The organism is Microcystis aeruginosa LEGE 91341 (genome assembly GCF_015206885.1).
Taxonomy (GTDB): domain Bacteria; phylum Cyanobacteriota; class Cyanobacteriia; order Cyanobacteriales; family Microcystaceae; genus Microcystis; species Microcystis aeruginosa_H.
This window is the reverse complement of the sequence record NZ_JADEXY010000033.1, coordinates 18,156-34,560: the sequence shown is the minus strand read 5'-3', so window position 1 is coordinate 34,560 and position 16,405 is coordinate 18,156. Positions and strand designations below refer to the sequence as shown.

The window sequence follows — 16,405 nt, the reverse complement described above, 5'->3', positions numbered from 1 at the left end:
GGTGTAGGGTGTGGGGTGTGGAAATTATGAATTATGAAGTGGGGTGTTGGGGGAGTGGGGTTTTAGGGTTTTAGGGTTTTAGTGGAAAATACTTTATCTCCCCATTACCCTATTCCCCCATTTACCTATCCCCTTCTATGGCATAGAACGAGTTAGTTAGGACGCTTTCAATTTTCAAACTCTTATCGGTCAAGGGTTTCAGCGATTGATTGTCCTAACCACCCCGCTCTTTGCTATAACTGATAACTGATAACTGATAACTGATTAAAGTACCATTTCTCTGGTGGCCTCTGCATCTATGGGTTTAATCAGATACAATCGCAACAGATCCCCGACGATACCTAGCTGTAAGGGTAACTTACGGACTGTTTTTAGCCATTGAGGGGCGCTACTTTCATCGATCGCTTTTAATTGTAAATTACGTTCGGCACAACGGTTTAAACGGGGGAAAAATTGGGGATGATCCACATTTAAAATGGTGGGAAAAGCGCGAGCGGAGGTATTATTAGTCTGACGAATTACTTCTTGATCAAAAGCGATCGCATCCATTCCCAAAGCATCATAAAAGTCTGAGCGTTCGCGTACAGTTAAACTATGGGTAGCAAAGACGGAAAGCAGGAAAAAACGACTCCATAATCTCGATCGCCAATTATTCCACAATTGCGGTTTAGCTCGCAGCAAGGTTTTAAAGATATCTCCGTGGCGATTTTCGTCCTGACACCAACTCTCGAAGTAATTAAAGAGAGGATTAAATTTATACTCTGGATGTTCTTCTAAATGACGATAAATGAGGATATACCGCCAATAACCGATTTTTTCGGAGAGATAGACCGTATATAACACCCATTCAAGGGGAAAAAAGGTGTAGCTACGGGTTTTGGTAATTTTGGCTAAATCGAGGGAAATATTAAAGTCAGCCATGGCTTTATTGAGAAATCCTGCATGGCGGGCCTCATCTCTAGCCATAAGATGAAATATCTCCCCTAACAAGGGATTACGGCTTTTTAGTTGTCGTGACAGTTCCTTAAATAACAAAAAGCCAGAAAATTCGGAGATACAGGAGCGTTCTAGGTAATCTATAAAAGCATTTCTCGTTTTTTCATCGAGATTATCTTGATAGTTCTCAAATTCTTGCTGACGTTCAAAGTGATGCCGGTTGTAATCTGTCCGCATCTCCTCTAACATCGCTTTGATTTCGGTTTCTTGCAGAGAAAGGTCAAAATTAGCGGCAGCCTCAAAATCGGTGGTATAGAAACGAGGAGTGAGGATAGTTTCGCGCAGAGCAGCTTTTTTCTGGGAGGGAGGTTCGACGGTAGTGACCATGATGGAAATTACTTGACTACATAGCTATATAGGATTTTAAACATAAATAGGTAAGCCAATGATAATTATTAAGTTTTATCAATATTTTGGGCAGTAGTGAGCAAGGGAATCAGACAAGTTAGCGAGCCGATTAGGAAAATAGGGAGTAGAATAGAAAGGTTGTGAGTCTATAACTATCGTTAAAATACTATGGCTTGTCCCAAGAAGAAAACCTCAAATGCCAAGCGCGACCAACGGAGAGCGCACTGGAGAAAGCAAGCGGAGCGGGAAGCGCAAAAAGCCTTATCTTTGGGTAAATCTGTCCTTTCTGGTCGTTCTAACAGCTTTGTCTATCCCACTAAAGAGGAAGAAGAAGGGGAAGACGAGGAATAACTTGATGGTGGGGAGTGAGGTAGAGAAAACCTTTTCGCTCCCTCATATTTTAAGATTTGTTGAGAATTTTCGTTGCGAGTCTCAAATAATGTTAGGCAAATTCTTTAAAAAACCAGCATCTCCCGATCAAGACCGAGTTCCTCCGGGCCAATATCTCGCTAGTGGTTTTCCTGTGCTTACCTACGGAGATACTCCCCAAATCAAGACCGAGGAATGGTTATTCAAGGTTTGGGGAAAGGTGGCCACGACTAAAACTTTTAACTGGTCGGATTTTATGACCCTACCGCAGTCGGAATTTACCAAGGATTTTCACTGTGTCACCCGTTGGTCAAAATTAGATGTAACTTGGACAGGAATTAAGGTATCGGATTTTATGACCTTAATTGACCTGTTGCCGGAAGCTACCCACGTCATGCAACACTGTTATGGGGGTTATACGACTAACCTCACCCTAGAGGAATTCCTGCACGAGGATAATTTTTTCGCTTTTCAACTGTTTGGTCAACCTTTAACCCCCGACCACGGTGGTCCGCTGCGTTTAGTTGTCCCCCATCTCTACGCTTGGAAAAGTTCTAAATGGATTAATGGCCTAGAATTTCTCGATCGAGAGCAATTGGGTTTCTGGGAACTTAATGGCTACCATCGACGAGGTGATCCCTGGTTGGAGGAACGTTATGGCGGTTTTTGACGAGTTTTGTCTTAAAATAGGGTAATATCAGCAAACTGAAGTTACCCCCCCCCACAAAAGATCATTCGGTTTTCCTTTTCTTGTACCCATGTAATTGAAGTTTTCTTAAGGTTTATAGGGATAGACAGAGTACCTCATAGAAATTACCCCGAAGACTGGTTGTAGTCATTGATCACTGATACTAAATCCAGTTATTAAAAACTGATTATCTATTCCCTCTTTTGCCTTTTGCCTCTTGCCTTTTGCCTGTCCTAATATGTATCCTATACTCAACGGATTTAGTATGATAACTGAAATAACCGACTAATGAAAAAGATGATATTGACTTTACTAGCTTTGCTTTTAGTTGCTAACATGAATAGCCAAGGGGTTTTAGCAGTGACGATCGATTTTCAATGGTCGGGAAATCAGGGTTATACAGCTAAAGGTTCTTTTAGTTATGATGAAAAAACGGCCCCGACTATTTTTTCAGAAAAAGGTTCGGGAAAAATGCAAGTTTTAGACAATTTTCAGGTATCTTTTTATGATAACAGTGGTCAAGAGATCGCTAAATACGATAATGTCAGCGAGGGAATTTCCTCGGCTAATTATTTTCAGTTTAATTTTAATACCAAAACTGGTCAAGTTTTCGGCTCGATCGATCTAGGGGGTGAAGGGATGGGGGAAATCTATCTTCAAGGGGTGGTTAACGATAATTTGGCACTCTTGCGGGTGGAGTCGGCAGATCTGGTCATGGATGAGGATGATTCACCGGAAATTATCACTCAGTTTTAACTAAATCGATCGGGAAAATAGGGATCATCCTAGCCTAATTTTTCCGCTAATTCTAACCAGCGATCGGTTAAATTATCAATTTTTTGACTTAATTGAGCTAATTCTTCGGTCAGAGCGGTTATTTTGGTAAAATCTTCTAGGGGTTTTCCATAAAGTACCTGTTCAATTTCAGCTTTTTTTGCTTCTAAAATTGGTATTTGTTTCTCGATATCTTCGTATTCTTTTTTCTCTTTAAAAGAGATTTTTTTATTGACGGGTGACGGGGAAGCTTTAACAGTTTTTGGGGTGACTTTTTTTTCTTTTGGTTCCTCCTCCTCTTTTTTCTGATCGAGATAAAGGGAATAATTACCTGGATATTGACGGATATTACCCCCGGTTTCAAAGGCAAAAATAGTATCAACTACTCGATCGAGAAAATAGCGATCATGGGAAACAACAATCACACAACCGTTAAAGTCCTCTAAATATTCTTCTAAAATTGCTAAAGTCTGCACATCGAGATCATTGGTGGGTTCATCTAAGATTAAAACATTAGGCGCACTCATCAAAACTCGTAGTAAAAATAAGCGTCGTCTTTCTCCTCCAGAAAGTTTATAAATTGGTGCATACTGTTGATCGGGAGGAAAGAGAAATTTTTCTAACATCTGGGAAGCGGTAATCACGCTGCCGTCTAGGGTTTTGACTAATTCGGCCACACTTTTTAGATATTCGATCACTCTTTGATTTTCGTTGATATTGAGATCATCGGATTGTTGATCGAAGTAACCAATATGAATAGTGGAACCGATGTCAACCGTGCCTGAATCGGGGAGAGTTTTCCCGGTAATAATATCCATGAGAGTAGATTTTCCTACCCCGTTACTGCCAATAATACCGATGCGATCTTCAGGGGTAAAAATATAGGTAAAATCTTTAATTAAAGTGCGATCTCCGTAAGCTTTCGAGATATTTTCTAGTTCAATAACTTTTTTGCCGATGCGTCTTCCTGCGGTGGCAATATCGACTTTTCCTTCCACCTGTTTAAATTCCTTATTACCCATAGACTGAATGCGATCGATCCGCGCTTTTTGTTTGGTACTGCGCGCTTTTGGTCCCCGGGATAACCATTCTAATTCCCGTCGTAAAACTCCCGCGTGTTTGCGTTGACTACTGGCGATCGATTCTTCCGCTAAAGCTTTTTTTTCTAGATAATAAGCGTAATTTCCCCCATAACTAGATAAATCTCCCCGATCGATTTCAATGATGCGATTAGTCACTCGATCGAGAAAATAGCGATCATGAGTAATTAATAATAATCCTCCCCGAAAACGGGACAAATAACTCTGTAACCACTCCACGGAAAGTGCGTCTAAATGGTTGGTGGGTTCATCCATCAATAAACAGTCAGGATCGGCTAAAAGTGCGGTAGCGATGGCGATTCTTTTGCGATATCCCCCCGATAAATCTCCCACGCGAGCATTAAAATTATCGATGCCCAGTTTACTTAAAATAACTTTAGCATTAGTTTCTAAATCCCAGGCGGCAAGTTTATCAATTTGTTGCGAAACCCTTGACAAACGTTCCATAATAGTATCCAGATTTTCTGGCTCATGGACAAGGCGATCGGACAATTCCTCGTATTCCTTAATTAAAGTCATACTTTCGCCACTATCGGCGAAAACCTGCTCTAAAACCGTTTTATCGTCGTCTAGCTCTGGTTGCTGGGGTAAATAGACGATTTTCATCCCCGAATTGATTTGAATTTCGCCACCATCGATCGATTCTAAACCGGCGATCATTTTTAATAGGGTCGATTTTCCCGATCCATTCGTACCGATCAGGCCGACTTTATCGCGATCATCGAGGCTAAAACTGGCATCTTTGAGAATTTCCTTGATACCGAAGTCTTTTTTGAGCGATCGAACCGTCAGCAGTGTCATGATTTCTGGGAATAATCCTTCTTTTCTAGTGTAATGTCTGGACTAATGCAAAGGATAGATTAAGCAGGTTCTGCCGAAAAAGTTTTTCCCGAGGAAAAAAAACCTGTCCCTAATGCCGATGTTAACCAGAAAAGGGACAGATTGGCTCAATTGCATGAGATTATTTTCAAGGGCCAGAGGGCATCGGGGATTACATCATACCCATGCCGCCCATGCCACCCATGCCGCCCATGCCGCCCATGCCGCCCATGCCGCCCATATCGGGGGCTGCGGCCTCTTTAACGGGTTTTTCGACCACGAGGGCTTCCGTAGTTAAGACCATACCGGCGATAGAAGCGGCGTTTTGAACGGCTGACCGTACCACTTTAGCGGGATCGATAATTCCGGCGGCGATTAAGTCTTCGTACTTGCCGGTGAGGACATTGTAACCAACGGTAAAAGCGGTTTCGCGCACACCTTCCACGATCACATCCCCTTCCACACCGGCGTTATTAGCCAACTGACGCAGGGGTGCTTCTAGGGCTTTAGCGACGATATCGGCGGCGACTTTTTCCTCATCGTTAGTGAGAGAAGCCTTATAGCCAGCGACTTTCGAGGCCAGGTGAATCAAGGTTGTACCACCGCCCGGGACGATACCTTCTTCCACGGCGGCTTTGGTGGCATTGAGGGCATCTTCAATGCGGAGTTTACGATCCTTGAGTTCGGTTTCTGTGGCTGCCCCGACTTTAATCACGGCCACACCGCCGGCTAATTTAGCGATGCGTTCCTGTAATTTTTCCTTATCGAATTCGGAATCGGTTTCTTCTAACTGTTTTTTCAGTTGGGCGAGACGTTTCTGCACATCGGCTTTATTGCGGCTGTCTCCGGAGGCGACAATAATTGTATTGTCTTTTTCTAGGGTAATTTTTGCCGCTTGCCCTAGCAGATCAAGGCTAACCGTGTCAAGACTTAAGCCCACTTCTTCGGAAATCAGACGACCGCCGGTGAGGATGGCGATATCTTGTAAAACCGCCTTGCGACGTTCCCCAAAACTGGGGGCTTTGATAGCGACGACATTTAAGACTCCCCGGGCCTTGTTGACCACTAGAGTGGCTAAGGCTTCGCCGTCCACATCTTCGGCGATAATTAATAGGGGACGACCTTGACGGGCAACGGCTTCGAGGACGGGGACTAATTCAGCGATCGCACTTATTTTTTTATCGGTAATCAGGATCAGGGGGTTGTCGTACTCGACGATCTGTCTTTCTTGATCGGTGATGAAATAGGGGGAGATATAACCGCGATCGATCTGCATCCCTTCCACTACTTCTAATTCGGTGGTTAGGGATTTCGATTCTTCCACGGTGATTACGCCATCGGTGGTGACTTTTTCCATGGCAGTGGCGATCATTTGTCCCACTTCTTCATCGTTGCCGGAAGAAACGGTGGCCACTTGAGCGATCGCATCTCCAGCGATCGGTTTAGCGACGGCGGCGATTTCTTCCACCAGATAGGCGATAGTTTTATCTAGTCCGCGTCTTAAGGCGACGGGATTGGCCCCGGCGGTAACGTTTTTCAGACCTTCTTTAATTAAAGCCTGGGCGATGATAGTGGCGGTAGTGGTGCCATCGCCCGCTAAATCTTTGGTTTTTGCCGCTACTTCCTGAATTAATCTCGCCCCGGTGTTTTCGAGGGGATCGGACAATTCGATTTCTTTGGCGACGGTGATACCGTCATTAACGATCTGGGGGGCGCCGTATTTCTTTTCTAACAAGACATTGCGTCCTTTCGGACCGAGGGTGATTTTTACCGCATCGGCCAAGGCGTTGACACCTCTTTCTAGGGCGCGACGGGATTCATCTTTAAAGGCAATGATTTTGGACATGGTATCGCTGTTGTGATAGGACTCCTTATAGTTAATTTAGCACTCTTAGGGCTTGAGTGCTAATCTAGGCGATCGGCCCGGGGAGATCAAGAAACTGGAACAGACTCAGGCTTGGTTATTTTTGACTTGTAATCGGAATAGCCAATGCTTGAACTTGAATTTTTTTTAACTCGGAAACTAATCGAATCGCCTGCTGTTCGTAGAGGGGGGCGCCCAGGGTCGCTGGCAAATTTTCCATGAGATCGCTGGCGGTTTTCAGGGGACAATTAGAAAAACGACTGATTACGGTGGGTGCTTCTGCGGCAATATTGCGATTAAAGGCTTTTTCCACCCGCACACGCCAAGTTTTGGGAGTGCGACGACCCTGCTCCACCCGTCGCAGTCCGTTGATGGTGGCCAGCACCACAATGCGATCGCCGATGCGTAAATTGAGATAATCTTCGGGCATTAATTTCGGGGCTTGCCGTTCTCGTTGGTGTAGGATCGGCACGACTCGATAACCGTAGGCAATATCTCCGATCGAGCTACCATTGAGAGTATCTCCGGCTTCGATCTCGTATTCCGTCACCAGAATCGTTTTTTGCGCCCAACGGAACAGATAGATGATATTTTCTCCGAAAGCCGCTCCCGTAAAGGCTTCTGCCGCTACGGTGTTGGTTCCTAAAATGTGAGAGCGGGGCAGAATTTGACTTAATTGTTGACTAAGGTTGTCGTCGGTGGTGCGGATGACTAAGTAGCTTTGGGGGTTGAGTTTGCGGGTGGTTAGGGCCACTTCTAAATTGAGGATTTCGTCATCGGTAACAATCGCTATACTTTTAGCCCTATCTAAATTGACATTTTTTAAAGATTCTTCGATATTTCCCGTCATCAGGGGCATTTTTGGCAGGATAGTCGCATCAAAATCCCTATTTAAGCTGACCCCGACGATCGCCTGTTGCATTTCTAGTAATAAATTAGCCACTTCTTTGCCGACTCGACCTAAGCCCACAATAACGATATGATTCTGTGGGGGAACTGGGGGACGGTTAGGGATAAATTGAAATTTTGATGATAATAAAGTTTCTGTCAAAAGGGCATAGAGAACGCCGATAAAAGCGGTTCCAGCTAAGGTTAAAAAGAGACTAAATAGCTGCATCCACCAGGGGACTGCATTTAAATCTTCGGGGTTAGAGGCACCGAAAACATCACCGTAACCACCTAATAAAAGAATCGCCGTTCCTGAAAGAGAGGAAATAAAGGAAGCTCTCGGTGCGTAGAGATGGAAAAGAAAAGTTCCGATCATTACCAGCAGGATAATGATAAATACTGACATGAAAGCTACCCGGTGAATTTGCTGCTGAAAACTCAATTGCCAGAATTGTTGGATTTCTTTGAGCAATTTTTGCCAAAAATACCGCAACTTCTGGCGAGAATTTGACGGTTTCTGGCGGGTAGCATCGATGTTTTGATAGGTAGTTTCGATGGTGGTAATGGTATCACCGGCCCGGATAGTGGTGGAGGGAGACCATTGATAAAATCCGGCCCTTAAAGGTTCATCGGGGGCTGTGTGTGCTAATAGACGACGGGTGGGGGTATTTAAATCACCTAAAAAGCGATCGAGTAAACCATCTTCGGGGCTAATTTGTCTCTGGATAATCCGCAATTTCTGACCGTCGAGATGCAAAAAACCGAGGGTTTCTGTGCCTAATGTGGCTAAAGCAAAAGCATTGGCGGGTAGTTGGGTAGGTTCATAGGCGATAAAATTGCCTAAACGTTCCTTAAGTAGCTGATTGAGATTATCTTTAGAAGAACGCACCACTAAGCGGGTAAGAGGATTTAATTGCCGAATAATTAGGGCAGTGGTGGCATTAATTCGCTCATCACTGGTGACAATTAAAGCAGCCCGACAGCGATCAATTCCCGCTCTTGCTAAAATGTTTTTTTGACGACAATCACCGATAATTATTTCCTCTAATAAATCGGGAAAATCATTAATTTCCCAACTGGGAGGCTGTATTAGTTCGATACCGACCACGCTAACCCCAAACTCTTTTAAAGACTTGACGCAGTGTTGTCCGAGACTACCCAATCCACAGACTAAAAAGCGATCGGCTAACTTGACATTCCCATGGACAAAGCTGAGAGATTCTTGGTTCATAGATTCTGCTTGTCTTAAAAAATAGAATGCTTTTTCAAACTTCTGATCCCCCCTGCTCCCCTTGATAAGGGGGGTGCTGATCTCCCCTTAATCTACCCTTAATTTCTTCTTAATAAGAAGGGTGTCTGACAATTTTTAACACCTACCTGATTATAACATACCAGCGTTTTTATTGCGTACCCGTTGATACATTTCTTCCATTACTTCGATAAAGGAGGTATCCTTATCCCAAAATGCAGGATAATCACCAGCTTTTTTAATGACAATTGCGGGAATAGTTGCGGATTTAACTAACTGAGGATTTTCGGGTAAACGGTGATGGGAGCGCCAAAATTCTTTGAGATCAATTGTTTCTGATGCTGGTATAGTCTCGGGTTTAGTGTGATAGGAAGTAACGGGGTTAAGAGGAATTTTTTCCTCTTGGATAGAGGAGGAAAGCAGCTTACCGAGGGGAGTTTTTGCTAACTCTTGCAGTAATTTTTGACGAGAGATACCGCGTAATTCAAATAAGAGGAAAGGATCCTGATCTAATTGGGAAGCAACGAGGTAATAAACTCCAGCAATATGTTTACAGGGATTTTCCCAATCGGGACAGGAGCAATTGGTGATAAAATCCTTTTGACTGTGGGGTAATAAGTGCAGATTCAGATCGCTAAATGCTTCATCAATATTATCGGGAACTTCTTTGAGCAGCAGTTTAGAGATCATACTCGCTCTTGAACCAAGATTATATAAAGCTTGTGACCACTCTGCTTTAGTAATTGGTTTAATCTCGATACTCACGCTATACAAAGGTTCTTTGTAAACTCCAAAGTAGGGATTAATGGAACCTCGCACCTGAGCAGTAATTAAATTACCGTCAATTTCGTAATTCTTGACTTTATCATTTTTAGCGTAGGAACGTCCTCGACTCAAGCGCGCTGAGTCGGTAAATTCTTCTAATGCTTCTATAAAGCGTTGTCCCCACCAAGTTTTACTAAATTTATTCATAGGTTTACCTCGATTAAATAATTGTCTGTTTATTCAATGCGATTAACTGACGAAAACTTTCGTTATCTAATTCCGTTAACCAGGATTCATCATTACTAACAATAGCATTAGCTACCTTTTTCTTTTCCTCGATCATTTCATCAATTCTTTCCTCTAAGGTTCCCAAAGTGACAAATTTATGCACGAAAACATTTTTTTGTTGACCAATTCTAAAAGCGCGATCGGTTGCTTGATTTTCCACCGCAGGATTCCACCAACGATCAAAATGAAAAACATGATTTGCTTTGGTTAAAGTAATCCCCACTCCCCCAGCTTTTAGGGATAAAATAAATACGGAAGGTTCTGTTTCGGGATGTTGAAATTCTTCGATCATTTGTTCTCGTTTTGGTTGAGAAGTCCCCCCGTGAAGATAATAGGTATTATAGCGAAAAGTTTGTTTGAGGTACTTTTGTAAGGAGTCACCGATTTCAGTAAATTGAGTGAAAATTAGCAGACTGTCTCCCTCTAAAATTACTTCTTCTAGCATTTCTCCCAAACGCTCTAACTTATGCGATCGCTCAGGAGTAAAAGCACTGTTATCCTGTAAAAATTGACGGGGATGATTACAAATTTGTTTCAAGCGCATCAGGGTAGATAAAATTAATCCTTTGCGTTTTATTCCCTCCGCTTCTTCTAATTGTTTTTCCACTTCTTTGATAACAACTTCGTAGAGAGAAGCTTGTTCTTTAGTTAAATTACAATACTGTTTGTTTTCCACTTTGTCAGGCAAATCTTTAATTATCTGCTTATCGGTTTTTACCCGACGCAGAATAAAAGGTTCCACTAATTTTTTGAGAACCGTGGACTGGAGACGATCATTTTGTTTTTGGATTGGCACTTCAAAAGCTTTACGAAATTGAGTTTCTTTACCTAAATAACCAGGGTTAAGGAAGTTAAAAATTGACCATAAATCAAGCAGTCTATTTTCTACTGGAGTTCCCGTTAATGCGAGACGATGTTGTGCAGATAAACTCAAGATTGCTTTAGTTTGTGCCGCTTTAGGATTTTTGATATTTTGTGCTTCATCAATTACTAAACGTTGCCAAGATTGCGAGTTAAATAATTTCAAATCCTTTCGAACTAAGGTAAAAGAAGTAATGACGATATCCTTTTGACTAGCTATTGTCTGAAATTCGTTCTCATCTTTATAGCGCTTACTACCATGGTGAATTAAAACCCGAAGATGGGGGGCAAATTTTTCAATTTCTTTTGCCCAATTTCCCACCACGGAAGTGGGTGCAACTAGCAGAGTTGGCAAAACATTATTATCTCCCTCTCTTTCCCCAATCAATCTAGCAATTACCTGTAGGGTTTTTCCCAGTCCCATATCGTCAGCAAGACAACCATTTAACCCCAATTGTTCTAGGTATTGAATCCAGGCAACTCCGCGCTTTTGGTACTCCCGCAGCGTTCCTTGTAATTGGGGAGGATTTTCGATCGGTTCTAGTTGACTAGGATTTTGTAATTTCTCTAGCATAGAACCCAAAAAATCATCGGTTTCAATAATAATATCCTCTGGGTATTCGGCAGCTTTTTTCATTAATTCAATCAGATTCATCTCAGGATTTTCCTGCTGATATTTCTGCCAAAAATCCAGCATTTGCTGCATTTTATTTTGTTCTAATTCTACCCATTGACCTCGAAATTTAACTAAGGGTGTTTTGGTGTTAATTAATTGTTGCCATTCCTCTTGACTAATAGTTTCTTCACCGATGGCTAATTCATATTGGTATTCAATGATGTTTTCGAGGCTAAAAATCTCTTTACTAACGGGGGTAGATTTGCCTGATTTAGACGTAGTTTTTAGCCTAAATTTGGCGCGTTGACGACCTTCGGGAGTCCACCAAGCAGGAATAATTACCTTATATCCCGCATCTTCTAAAATCCAAGCAGTTTCTTTTAAGAAAGTAAAAGCTTCTGTAAGGTTGAGATAAAATCCCGTCGGTTTATCCGTTTCTAATCCTTGCCAAATGGGGGGATAAATACGGGCAGCATAACCCAAACTTAGTAAAATATTTTTGTCTAAATCTTGACCAAAATGCGCTCGTATGCTTGTTCTAGTTTCGGGTACTGCATACCAATATTCGTCTAATTCTAATCGCAGGGAGGGGTCTTGTTTAGAGATGAGGATAAAAGTAATTTGCCACTGTTCAATATTATTTTCTGGGGCCTCGGTTAGTTTAAACCCAAGGCTAAAACTAGATATATTTTGGTCTCCTAGTAACTGCTGTCTCCAAGTTTGCCACTGTTGATATTTTTCTAAAGCGGCAGCGGTTTGCAGAAATCCGGCAGTTTTAGTCACAGAGAAGCAATCACCTATAATTGTCTCGCTAATTTTTTTATCAAAACTGGCAGGAATTGCTGTGTTAGTGACAATTTCATTGAGGAGACATTCGGAGAAGTGCCGGAGTAGGGTTTTGGGATCGTATAATTGTGGTGAAGCATGGGGATTTTCAGCACCAGCAAGACAAATCCGGGGAAGATATTCGAGATAGCGATCGAGATTGGTTTCGTAGGTTGCTGATATAATTTCCCAAAGAGGATAGATAGCAAAGTTAGCGTTTTTATGGTTATTTGTGGCTAATTCTCGATATTTAAAGGCAGGAATATAGTTATCTTTGAGAATTATTTCTTTAAAAGCTTGACTGTAGTGATACCAAAAAAGTAAATCTGCACCTAACTGAATCTCTGAGGAGTTGTAAAGACAGATAAAGTGCAGATCATTGAGCAGTTTAAGTACAGGATTAAGGGGATAACAATCAATTTGCCAAGATTGCCATTGGCTATTTTCTGGGGGTTCTTTTTCTAGATAACGCAGTAATTCTAAGGAGGGTAAAGGTTGATTATCCTGGCTAGGTAAAAGAAAGTAGCGGGGGACAAATTGCCGACTAAGAGGATTATAATTCGATTGAACTATTCCTAACTCTCCGGTAAGGAAGCTAGTTAATTCTTCTTTGCTTAACTGAAAAGGATGATAATTATTAGCAGTGGTGCGACTCTTTTTCGGGGTGCTAGTTTCTCCCCAAAGATAAAAGCTACCCTTCTGAATAAATTCGTCCGTTGATTCAGGAATCCAAGTACCGTGAAGAATTTTCATGGTTTTTAACAAGTACAAAAGAACTTAATTAAGGGCAAGACTTAGCCTCTAGAAAAATTGTAGCGATTATGGGAGGATTCTCCACACTTTCCTATTCTTATCCCTTTGGGAACCCAAAAGTCCTTTGGATCAGAGAAAAATATGATCAGCAAACTGAAAACTCACATCTGATAACTGATACAGCCTTTCTGATCATTCTCAATGAAGTGTAATCTAATTTGCTATCGACTACCGACTCCCCAAAAGCAAAACTTTGTACCTCACCATTAAGATAACTATTATCAAAACGCGGATATCACTGCCAATAGAGTTCGGTTTTACCGTTATGGGATGAGCATTAACGGGGGTAATATTCTAGGTAAGGAATTTGTATCTAGTCAGTGATGAAGACGATGTTAAAGGGGTCTTTGCCGAAATTAAGCGATATTTTCCCGCCAACTGACCATCAGGACCGGGAAACTTTCACCCCCAATGCTTTTTATCCTAATTTATCAGAATGGCTCAAGCGATCGCAACTGAAAGCGGAAAGTGAATGGTTCGCAGCGATCGCATCTTTAGAAAATATCTTATTACAAAACCCAAATAATGCCGCCAGTCGGGGTTTAATTCTCTCCGGTCCGACGGCTTTAGTCAGAGAAAGCAAGGCTTTAAAGGGTTTTAAATTCGGTGTTTTTACCGTTAAAGCTTTAAAACATTTACCATGGCTGGGTTTGCAATTGCCTTCTCAGGAGAAATCCGCCGCCGATATTTCCCCGACAGAGATTCATGAATTGCCTCTCTTGCCAACGGATCCGATTGCTAATGAAAGGTTTTGTCTGGTTTTTAGCGAAAGTTTCGCTCTTTTGCTGGTTTTAGGCGAGGATCAGTGGGGTTTGTCCTCTTTTCAATTTTCCTTTGATCCCGTCCTCACTCAGCAAGCTTGGCAGCACTTGCGGCAACGATTAGTTAATCTGCGTTATCCGCAAATTGAGACTTTAGAGGCAATTATCGAGGCTAATGGCAGTCCCTCGCCAGATTATCGTCTAGTTAGCCAATTTAGCCGCCAATTACTGCAAAATTTACCCGACCAGTCTAACTTAGACCTGAAAAAAACGAAATCGTCTATCAATAGCGAAATCACTCCCCCAAAGGAAGATAATTCTAATTTAGAATCGGGTTGTGATTTGGAATTATTGCGCGCTTTAACCCACGAAATTCGCACCCCTTTAACCACCATTCGCACCATTACCAGATTATTGTTAAAACGGGCCAAAGTAACGGAAGATGTAGAAAAATATTTAGAAACAATCGATTTAGAATGTAGTGAACAAATTCAGCGTATGGAATTAATTTTCCGAGCCGCAGAATTGGGTATTAATCCTCTGGGAGATAAACCAATTCAATTAATTCCAATTGCCCTAGAAAAAGTCTTTCAAGATAGTATTCCTCGGTGGCAGAAACAAGCTAAACGGCGCAATGTCAATTTAGAAGTTAATGTACCGAAAAAATTGCCTTCGGTAATTAGCGACCCGAGTTTATTGGATCAAATGTTAAACGGAGTCGTGGAAAAATGTACTCGCAGTATGGCTAGTGGTGGACTGTTGCAAGTAAATATATCAACGGCAGGAAATCAATTAAAAATGCAGTTCCAAACACAGGTAAAATCGCCTGATCTTAACCTCAAAGCTTTAGGAAAAGTCTTAATGTTTCAACCAGAAACGGGTAGTTTAAGTCTGAATATGAAGGTGACTAAAAACCTTTTTCAAGCTTTGGGAGGTAAATTTATTGTGCGTCAAAAACCCGAAGAAGGTGAGATTTTAACCATTTTCTTGCCCCTCGGACGCATTAAATAAGTTGGGATTATTCTAAAATTTTCATCTTGGAAAATAGGCAAACTTGCCAAGAGGATGCTATACTAGGGCAACAAACATTGGGGGCATCTCATATTTGTGATTTTCTCTCACTTATGGTGAGCAGCAAAAGTTGTTCAAAGAGGGCGAATGCAATTCGCCCCTACGATAATATTATTGCACCAATGGTAGGGGCGCACCGCGTGCGCCCAAAATGTCATCTACCTATTTCTCCAAAATTGAGATGCACCCCAAACATTATTAATAGTTGCCATGGAAAAAACTGTTTTAATTTTAGGTGGCACTGGTCGCATTGGTCAAAGTGTCGCCCTAGATATTATTAATCATACTGCAGCTAAAATTATTATCACTGGACGCAAGGAAAAAGCGATTAAATTACTGCCAAGAATGCAGTTTTTGGCTTTGGATTTAGAAGAAATAGACAAGCTTAGACAGGCAATTAAAAATAGTGATTTAGTCATTCATTGTGCCGGTCCCTTTCACTATCGCGATGGTAGGGTAATAAAAATTTGCATCGAAGAAAAAGTCAATTATATTGATGTTAGTGATCATCGTTCTTTTTATCAAAAGTTAATTCCCTATCGAGAATTAGCAATAAAAGCGGGAATAACTGCCGTGGTTAATACGGGAATTTTTCCTGGTATTTCTAATAGTATAGTGCGGGAGGGAGTGGAACAATTAGATAGGGTAGAAACGATCCGTTTAAATTATGCCGTAGCCGGTTCAGGAGGTGCGGGATTAACTGTGATGCGGACAACTTTTCTCGGTTTAAAAAAGCCTTTTTTAGCTTGGATTGAGGGAAAATGGCAAGAGATTAAACCCTATACTGCCAGGGAAGTAATTGACTTTCCCGCTCCTTTGGGTAAAACTGGTGTTTATTGGTTTGATATGCCAGAAACCTATACTTTTGCCGAATCTTTTCCAGTGCAAAATGTGATCACAAAATTTGGTTCTATTCCCGATTTTTATAATCATTTAACTTGGATTACTGCCCATATTTTTCCCGATGCTTGGGTAGAAAGTTCTCGGGGAATCGAGTTTTTTTCCCAAGTTAGTTATCGCATGACAGAAGTAACCGATAAATTTTCGGGAATTGGGGTAGCAATGTTAGCAAAAGTCGCCGGATGGCAAGGGCAGCAAAAAGCAGTTTATCAAGCAACTATGGTTCACGAGAACACTGCTCAAGCGGCTGGCTGGGGAACTGGCAGCGTGGCAGAATTAATCTTAGCGGCAAAACTCCAAAAAGCTGGGATTTATCCCGTGGAACAGGTGTTATCCACAGAACTATTCCATGCTACGATGAAAAAAAGAGGCATTAAACTCGATCGCTCCTGTGAAATTGTAGCTTAGAA

At 41.9% G+C, this 16,405-nt stretch carries 11 protein-coding genes; 5 read left to right on the top strand and 6 right to left on the bottom strand.

Annotated elements, in window-relative coordinates:
• Positions 1-264 precede the first annotated feature (264 nt).
• Entirely contained in the window at positions 265-1,323 is a 1,059-nt protein-coding gene (acsF, locus tag IQ234_RS07230) for a magnesium-protoporphyrin IX monomethyl ester (oxidative) cyclase (RefSeq protein WP_193956596.1), read from the bottom strand.
• Positions 1,324-1,512: 189 nt separating this feature from the next.
• On the opposite strand from acsF, the gene rpmF reads away from it, so the two are divergent.
• The 3 genes from rpmF to IQ234_RS07215 all read left to right on the top strand — a co-directional run bounded on the left by rpmF (position 1,513) and on the right by IQ234_RS07215 (position 3,157).
• The gene (rpmF, locus tag IQ234_RS07225; RefSeq protein WP_004161392.1) at positions 1,513-1,695 is read left to right on the top strand and encodes a 50S ribosomal protein L32; all 183 of its coding nucleotides are present in this window, start codon (positions 1,513-1,515) and stop codon (positions 1,693-1,695) included.
• An 88-nt stretch (positions 1,696-1,783) separates the two neighbouring features.
• Positions 1,784-2,383 carry a sulfite oxidase-like oxidoreductase gene (locus IQ234_RS07220; RefSeq protein WP_193956595.1) on the top strand — a complete coding sequence of 200 codons (600 nt, stop codon included), beginning with the start codon at positions 1,784-1,786 and terminating at the stop codon, positions 2,381-2,383.
• A gap of 306 nt (positions 2,384-2,689) precedes the next feature.
• Positions 2,690-3,157, top strand: a complete 468-nt coding sequence (locus tag IQ234_RS07215; protein WP_110577959.1) for a hypothetical protein — start codon at positions 2,690-2,692, stop codon at positions 3,155-3,157.
• Between the two features lie 29 nt (positions 3,158-3,186).
• On the opposite strand, the gene IQ234_RS07210 is transcribed toward IQ234_RS07215, so the two are convergent.
• The 5 genes from IQ234_RS07210 to IQ234_RS07190 all read right to left on the bottom strand — a co-directional run bounded on the left by IQ234_RS07210 (position 3,187) and on the right by IQ234_RS07190 (position 13,203).
• Complete coding sequence (locus IQ234_RS07210) at positions 3,187-5,076, bottom strand: ABC-F family ATP-binding cassette domain-containing protein (RefSeq protein ID WP_193956594.1); 1,890 nt, start codon at positions 5,074-5,076, stop codon at positions 3,187-3,189.
• A gap of 190 nt (positions 5,077-5,266) precedes the next feature.
• On the bottom strand, positions 5,267-6,940 hold the full coding sequence (gene groL / locus IQ234_RS07205; protein ID WP_193956593.1) for a chaperonin GroEL: 1,674 nt from the start codon (positions 6,938-6,940) through the stop codon (positions 5,267-5,269).
• Positions 6,941-7,055: 115 nt separating this feature from the next.
• Positions 7,056-9,077, bottom strand: coding sequence for a potassium channel family protein (locus IQ234_RS07200; RefSeq protein ID WP_193956592.1), 2,022 nt, complete (start codon positions 9,075-9,077; stop codon positions 7,056-7,058).
• 150 nt (positions 9,078-9,227) lie between these two features.
• Positions 9,228-10,067 (bottom strand): SWIM zinc finger family protein, encoded by an 840-nt coding sequence (locus IQ234_RS07195; protein ID WP_193956591.1) that lies wholly within the window; start codon positions 10,065-10,067, stop codon positions 9,228-9,230.
• Between the two features lie 13 nt (positions 10,068-10,080).
• The gene (locus IQ234_RS07190) at positions 10,081-13,203 is read right to left on the bottom strand and encodes a DEAD/DEAH box helicase (RefSeq protein ID WP_193956590.1); all 3,123 of its coding nucleotides are present in this window, start codon (positions 13,201-13,203) and stop codon (positions 10,081-10,083) included.
• 392 nt (positions 13,204-13,595) lie between these two features.
• Between IQ234_RS07190 and IQ234_RS07185 the strand changes: the two genes are divergently transcribed.
• The gene (locus tag IQ234_RS07185) at positions 13,596-15,035 is read left to right on the top strand and encodes a sensor histidine kinase (RefSeq protein WP_193956597.1); all 1,440 of its coding nucleotides are present in this window, start codon (positions 13,596-13,598) and stop codon (positions 15,033-15,035) included.
• A 270-nt stretch (positions 15,036-15,305) separates the two neighbouring features.
• Positions 15,306-16,403: a saccharopine dehydrogenase family protein gene (locus IQ234_RS07180; protein ID WP_193956589.1), complete on the top strand. Its 1,098-nt coding sequence runs from the start codon at positions 15,306-15,308 to the stop codon at positions 16,401-16,403.
• The last annotated feature ends 2 nt before the right edge of the window (positions 16,404-16,405 follow it).

Excerpts from the sequence above, each read along its gene's own strand:
- acsF (WP_193956596.1), bottom strand. The coding sequence starts at position 1,323 with ATGGTCACTACCGTCGAACCTCCCTCCCAGAAAAAAGCTGCTCTGCGC.
- IQ234_RS07190 (WP_193956590.1), bottom strand. The coding sequence starts at position 13,203 with ATGAAAATTCTTCACGGTACTTGGATTCCTGAATCAACGGACGAATTT.
- IQ234_RS07195 (WP_193956591.1), bottom strand. The coding sequence starts at position 10,067 with ATGAATAAATTTAGTAAAACTTGGTGGGGACAACGCTTTATAGAAGCA.
- rpmF (WP_004161392.1), top strand. The coding sequence starts at position 1,513 with ATGGCTTGTCCCAAGAAGAAAACCTCAAATGCCAAGCGCGACCAACGG.
- IQ234_RS07210 (WP_193956594.1), bottom strand. The coding sequence starts at position 5,076 with ATGACACTGCTGACGGTTCGATCGCTCAAAAAAGACTTCGGTATCAAG.
- IQ234_RS07220 (WP_193956595.1), top strand. The coding sequence starts at position 1,784 with ATGTTAGGCAAATTCTTTAAAAAACCAGCATCTCCCGATCAAGACCGA.
- IQ234_RS07180 (WP_193956589.1), top strand. The coding sequence starts at position 15,306 with ATGGAAAAAACTGTTTTAATTTTAGGTGGCACTGGTCGCATTGGTCAA.
- IQ234_RS07215 (WP_110577959.1), top strand. The coding sequence starts at position 2,690 with ATGAAAAAGATGATATTGACTTTACTAGCTTTGCTTTTAGTTGCTAAC.
- IQ234_RS07185 (WP_193956597.1), top strand. The coding sequence starts at position 13,596 with ATGTTAAAGGGGTCTTTGCCGAAATTAAGCGATATTTTCCCGCCAACT.
- groL (WP_193956593.1), bottom strand. The coding sequence starts at position 6,940 with ATGTCCAAAATCATTGCCTTTAAAGATGAATCCCGTCGCGCCCTAGAA.
- IQ234_RS07200 (WP_193956592.1), bottom strand. The coding sequence starts at position 9,077 with ATGAACCAAGAATCTCTCAGCTTTGTCCATGGGAATGTCAAGTTAGCC.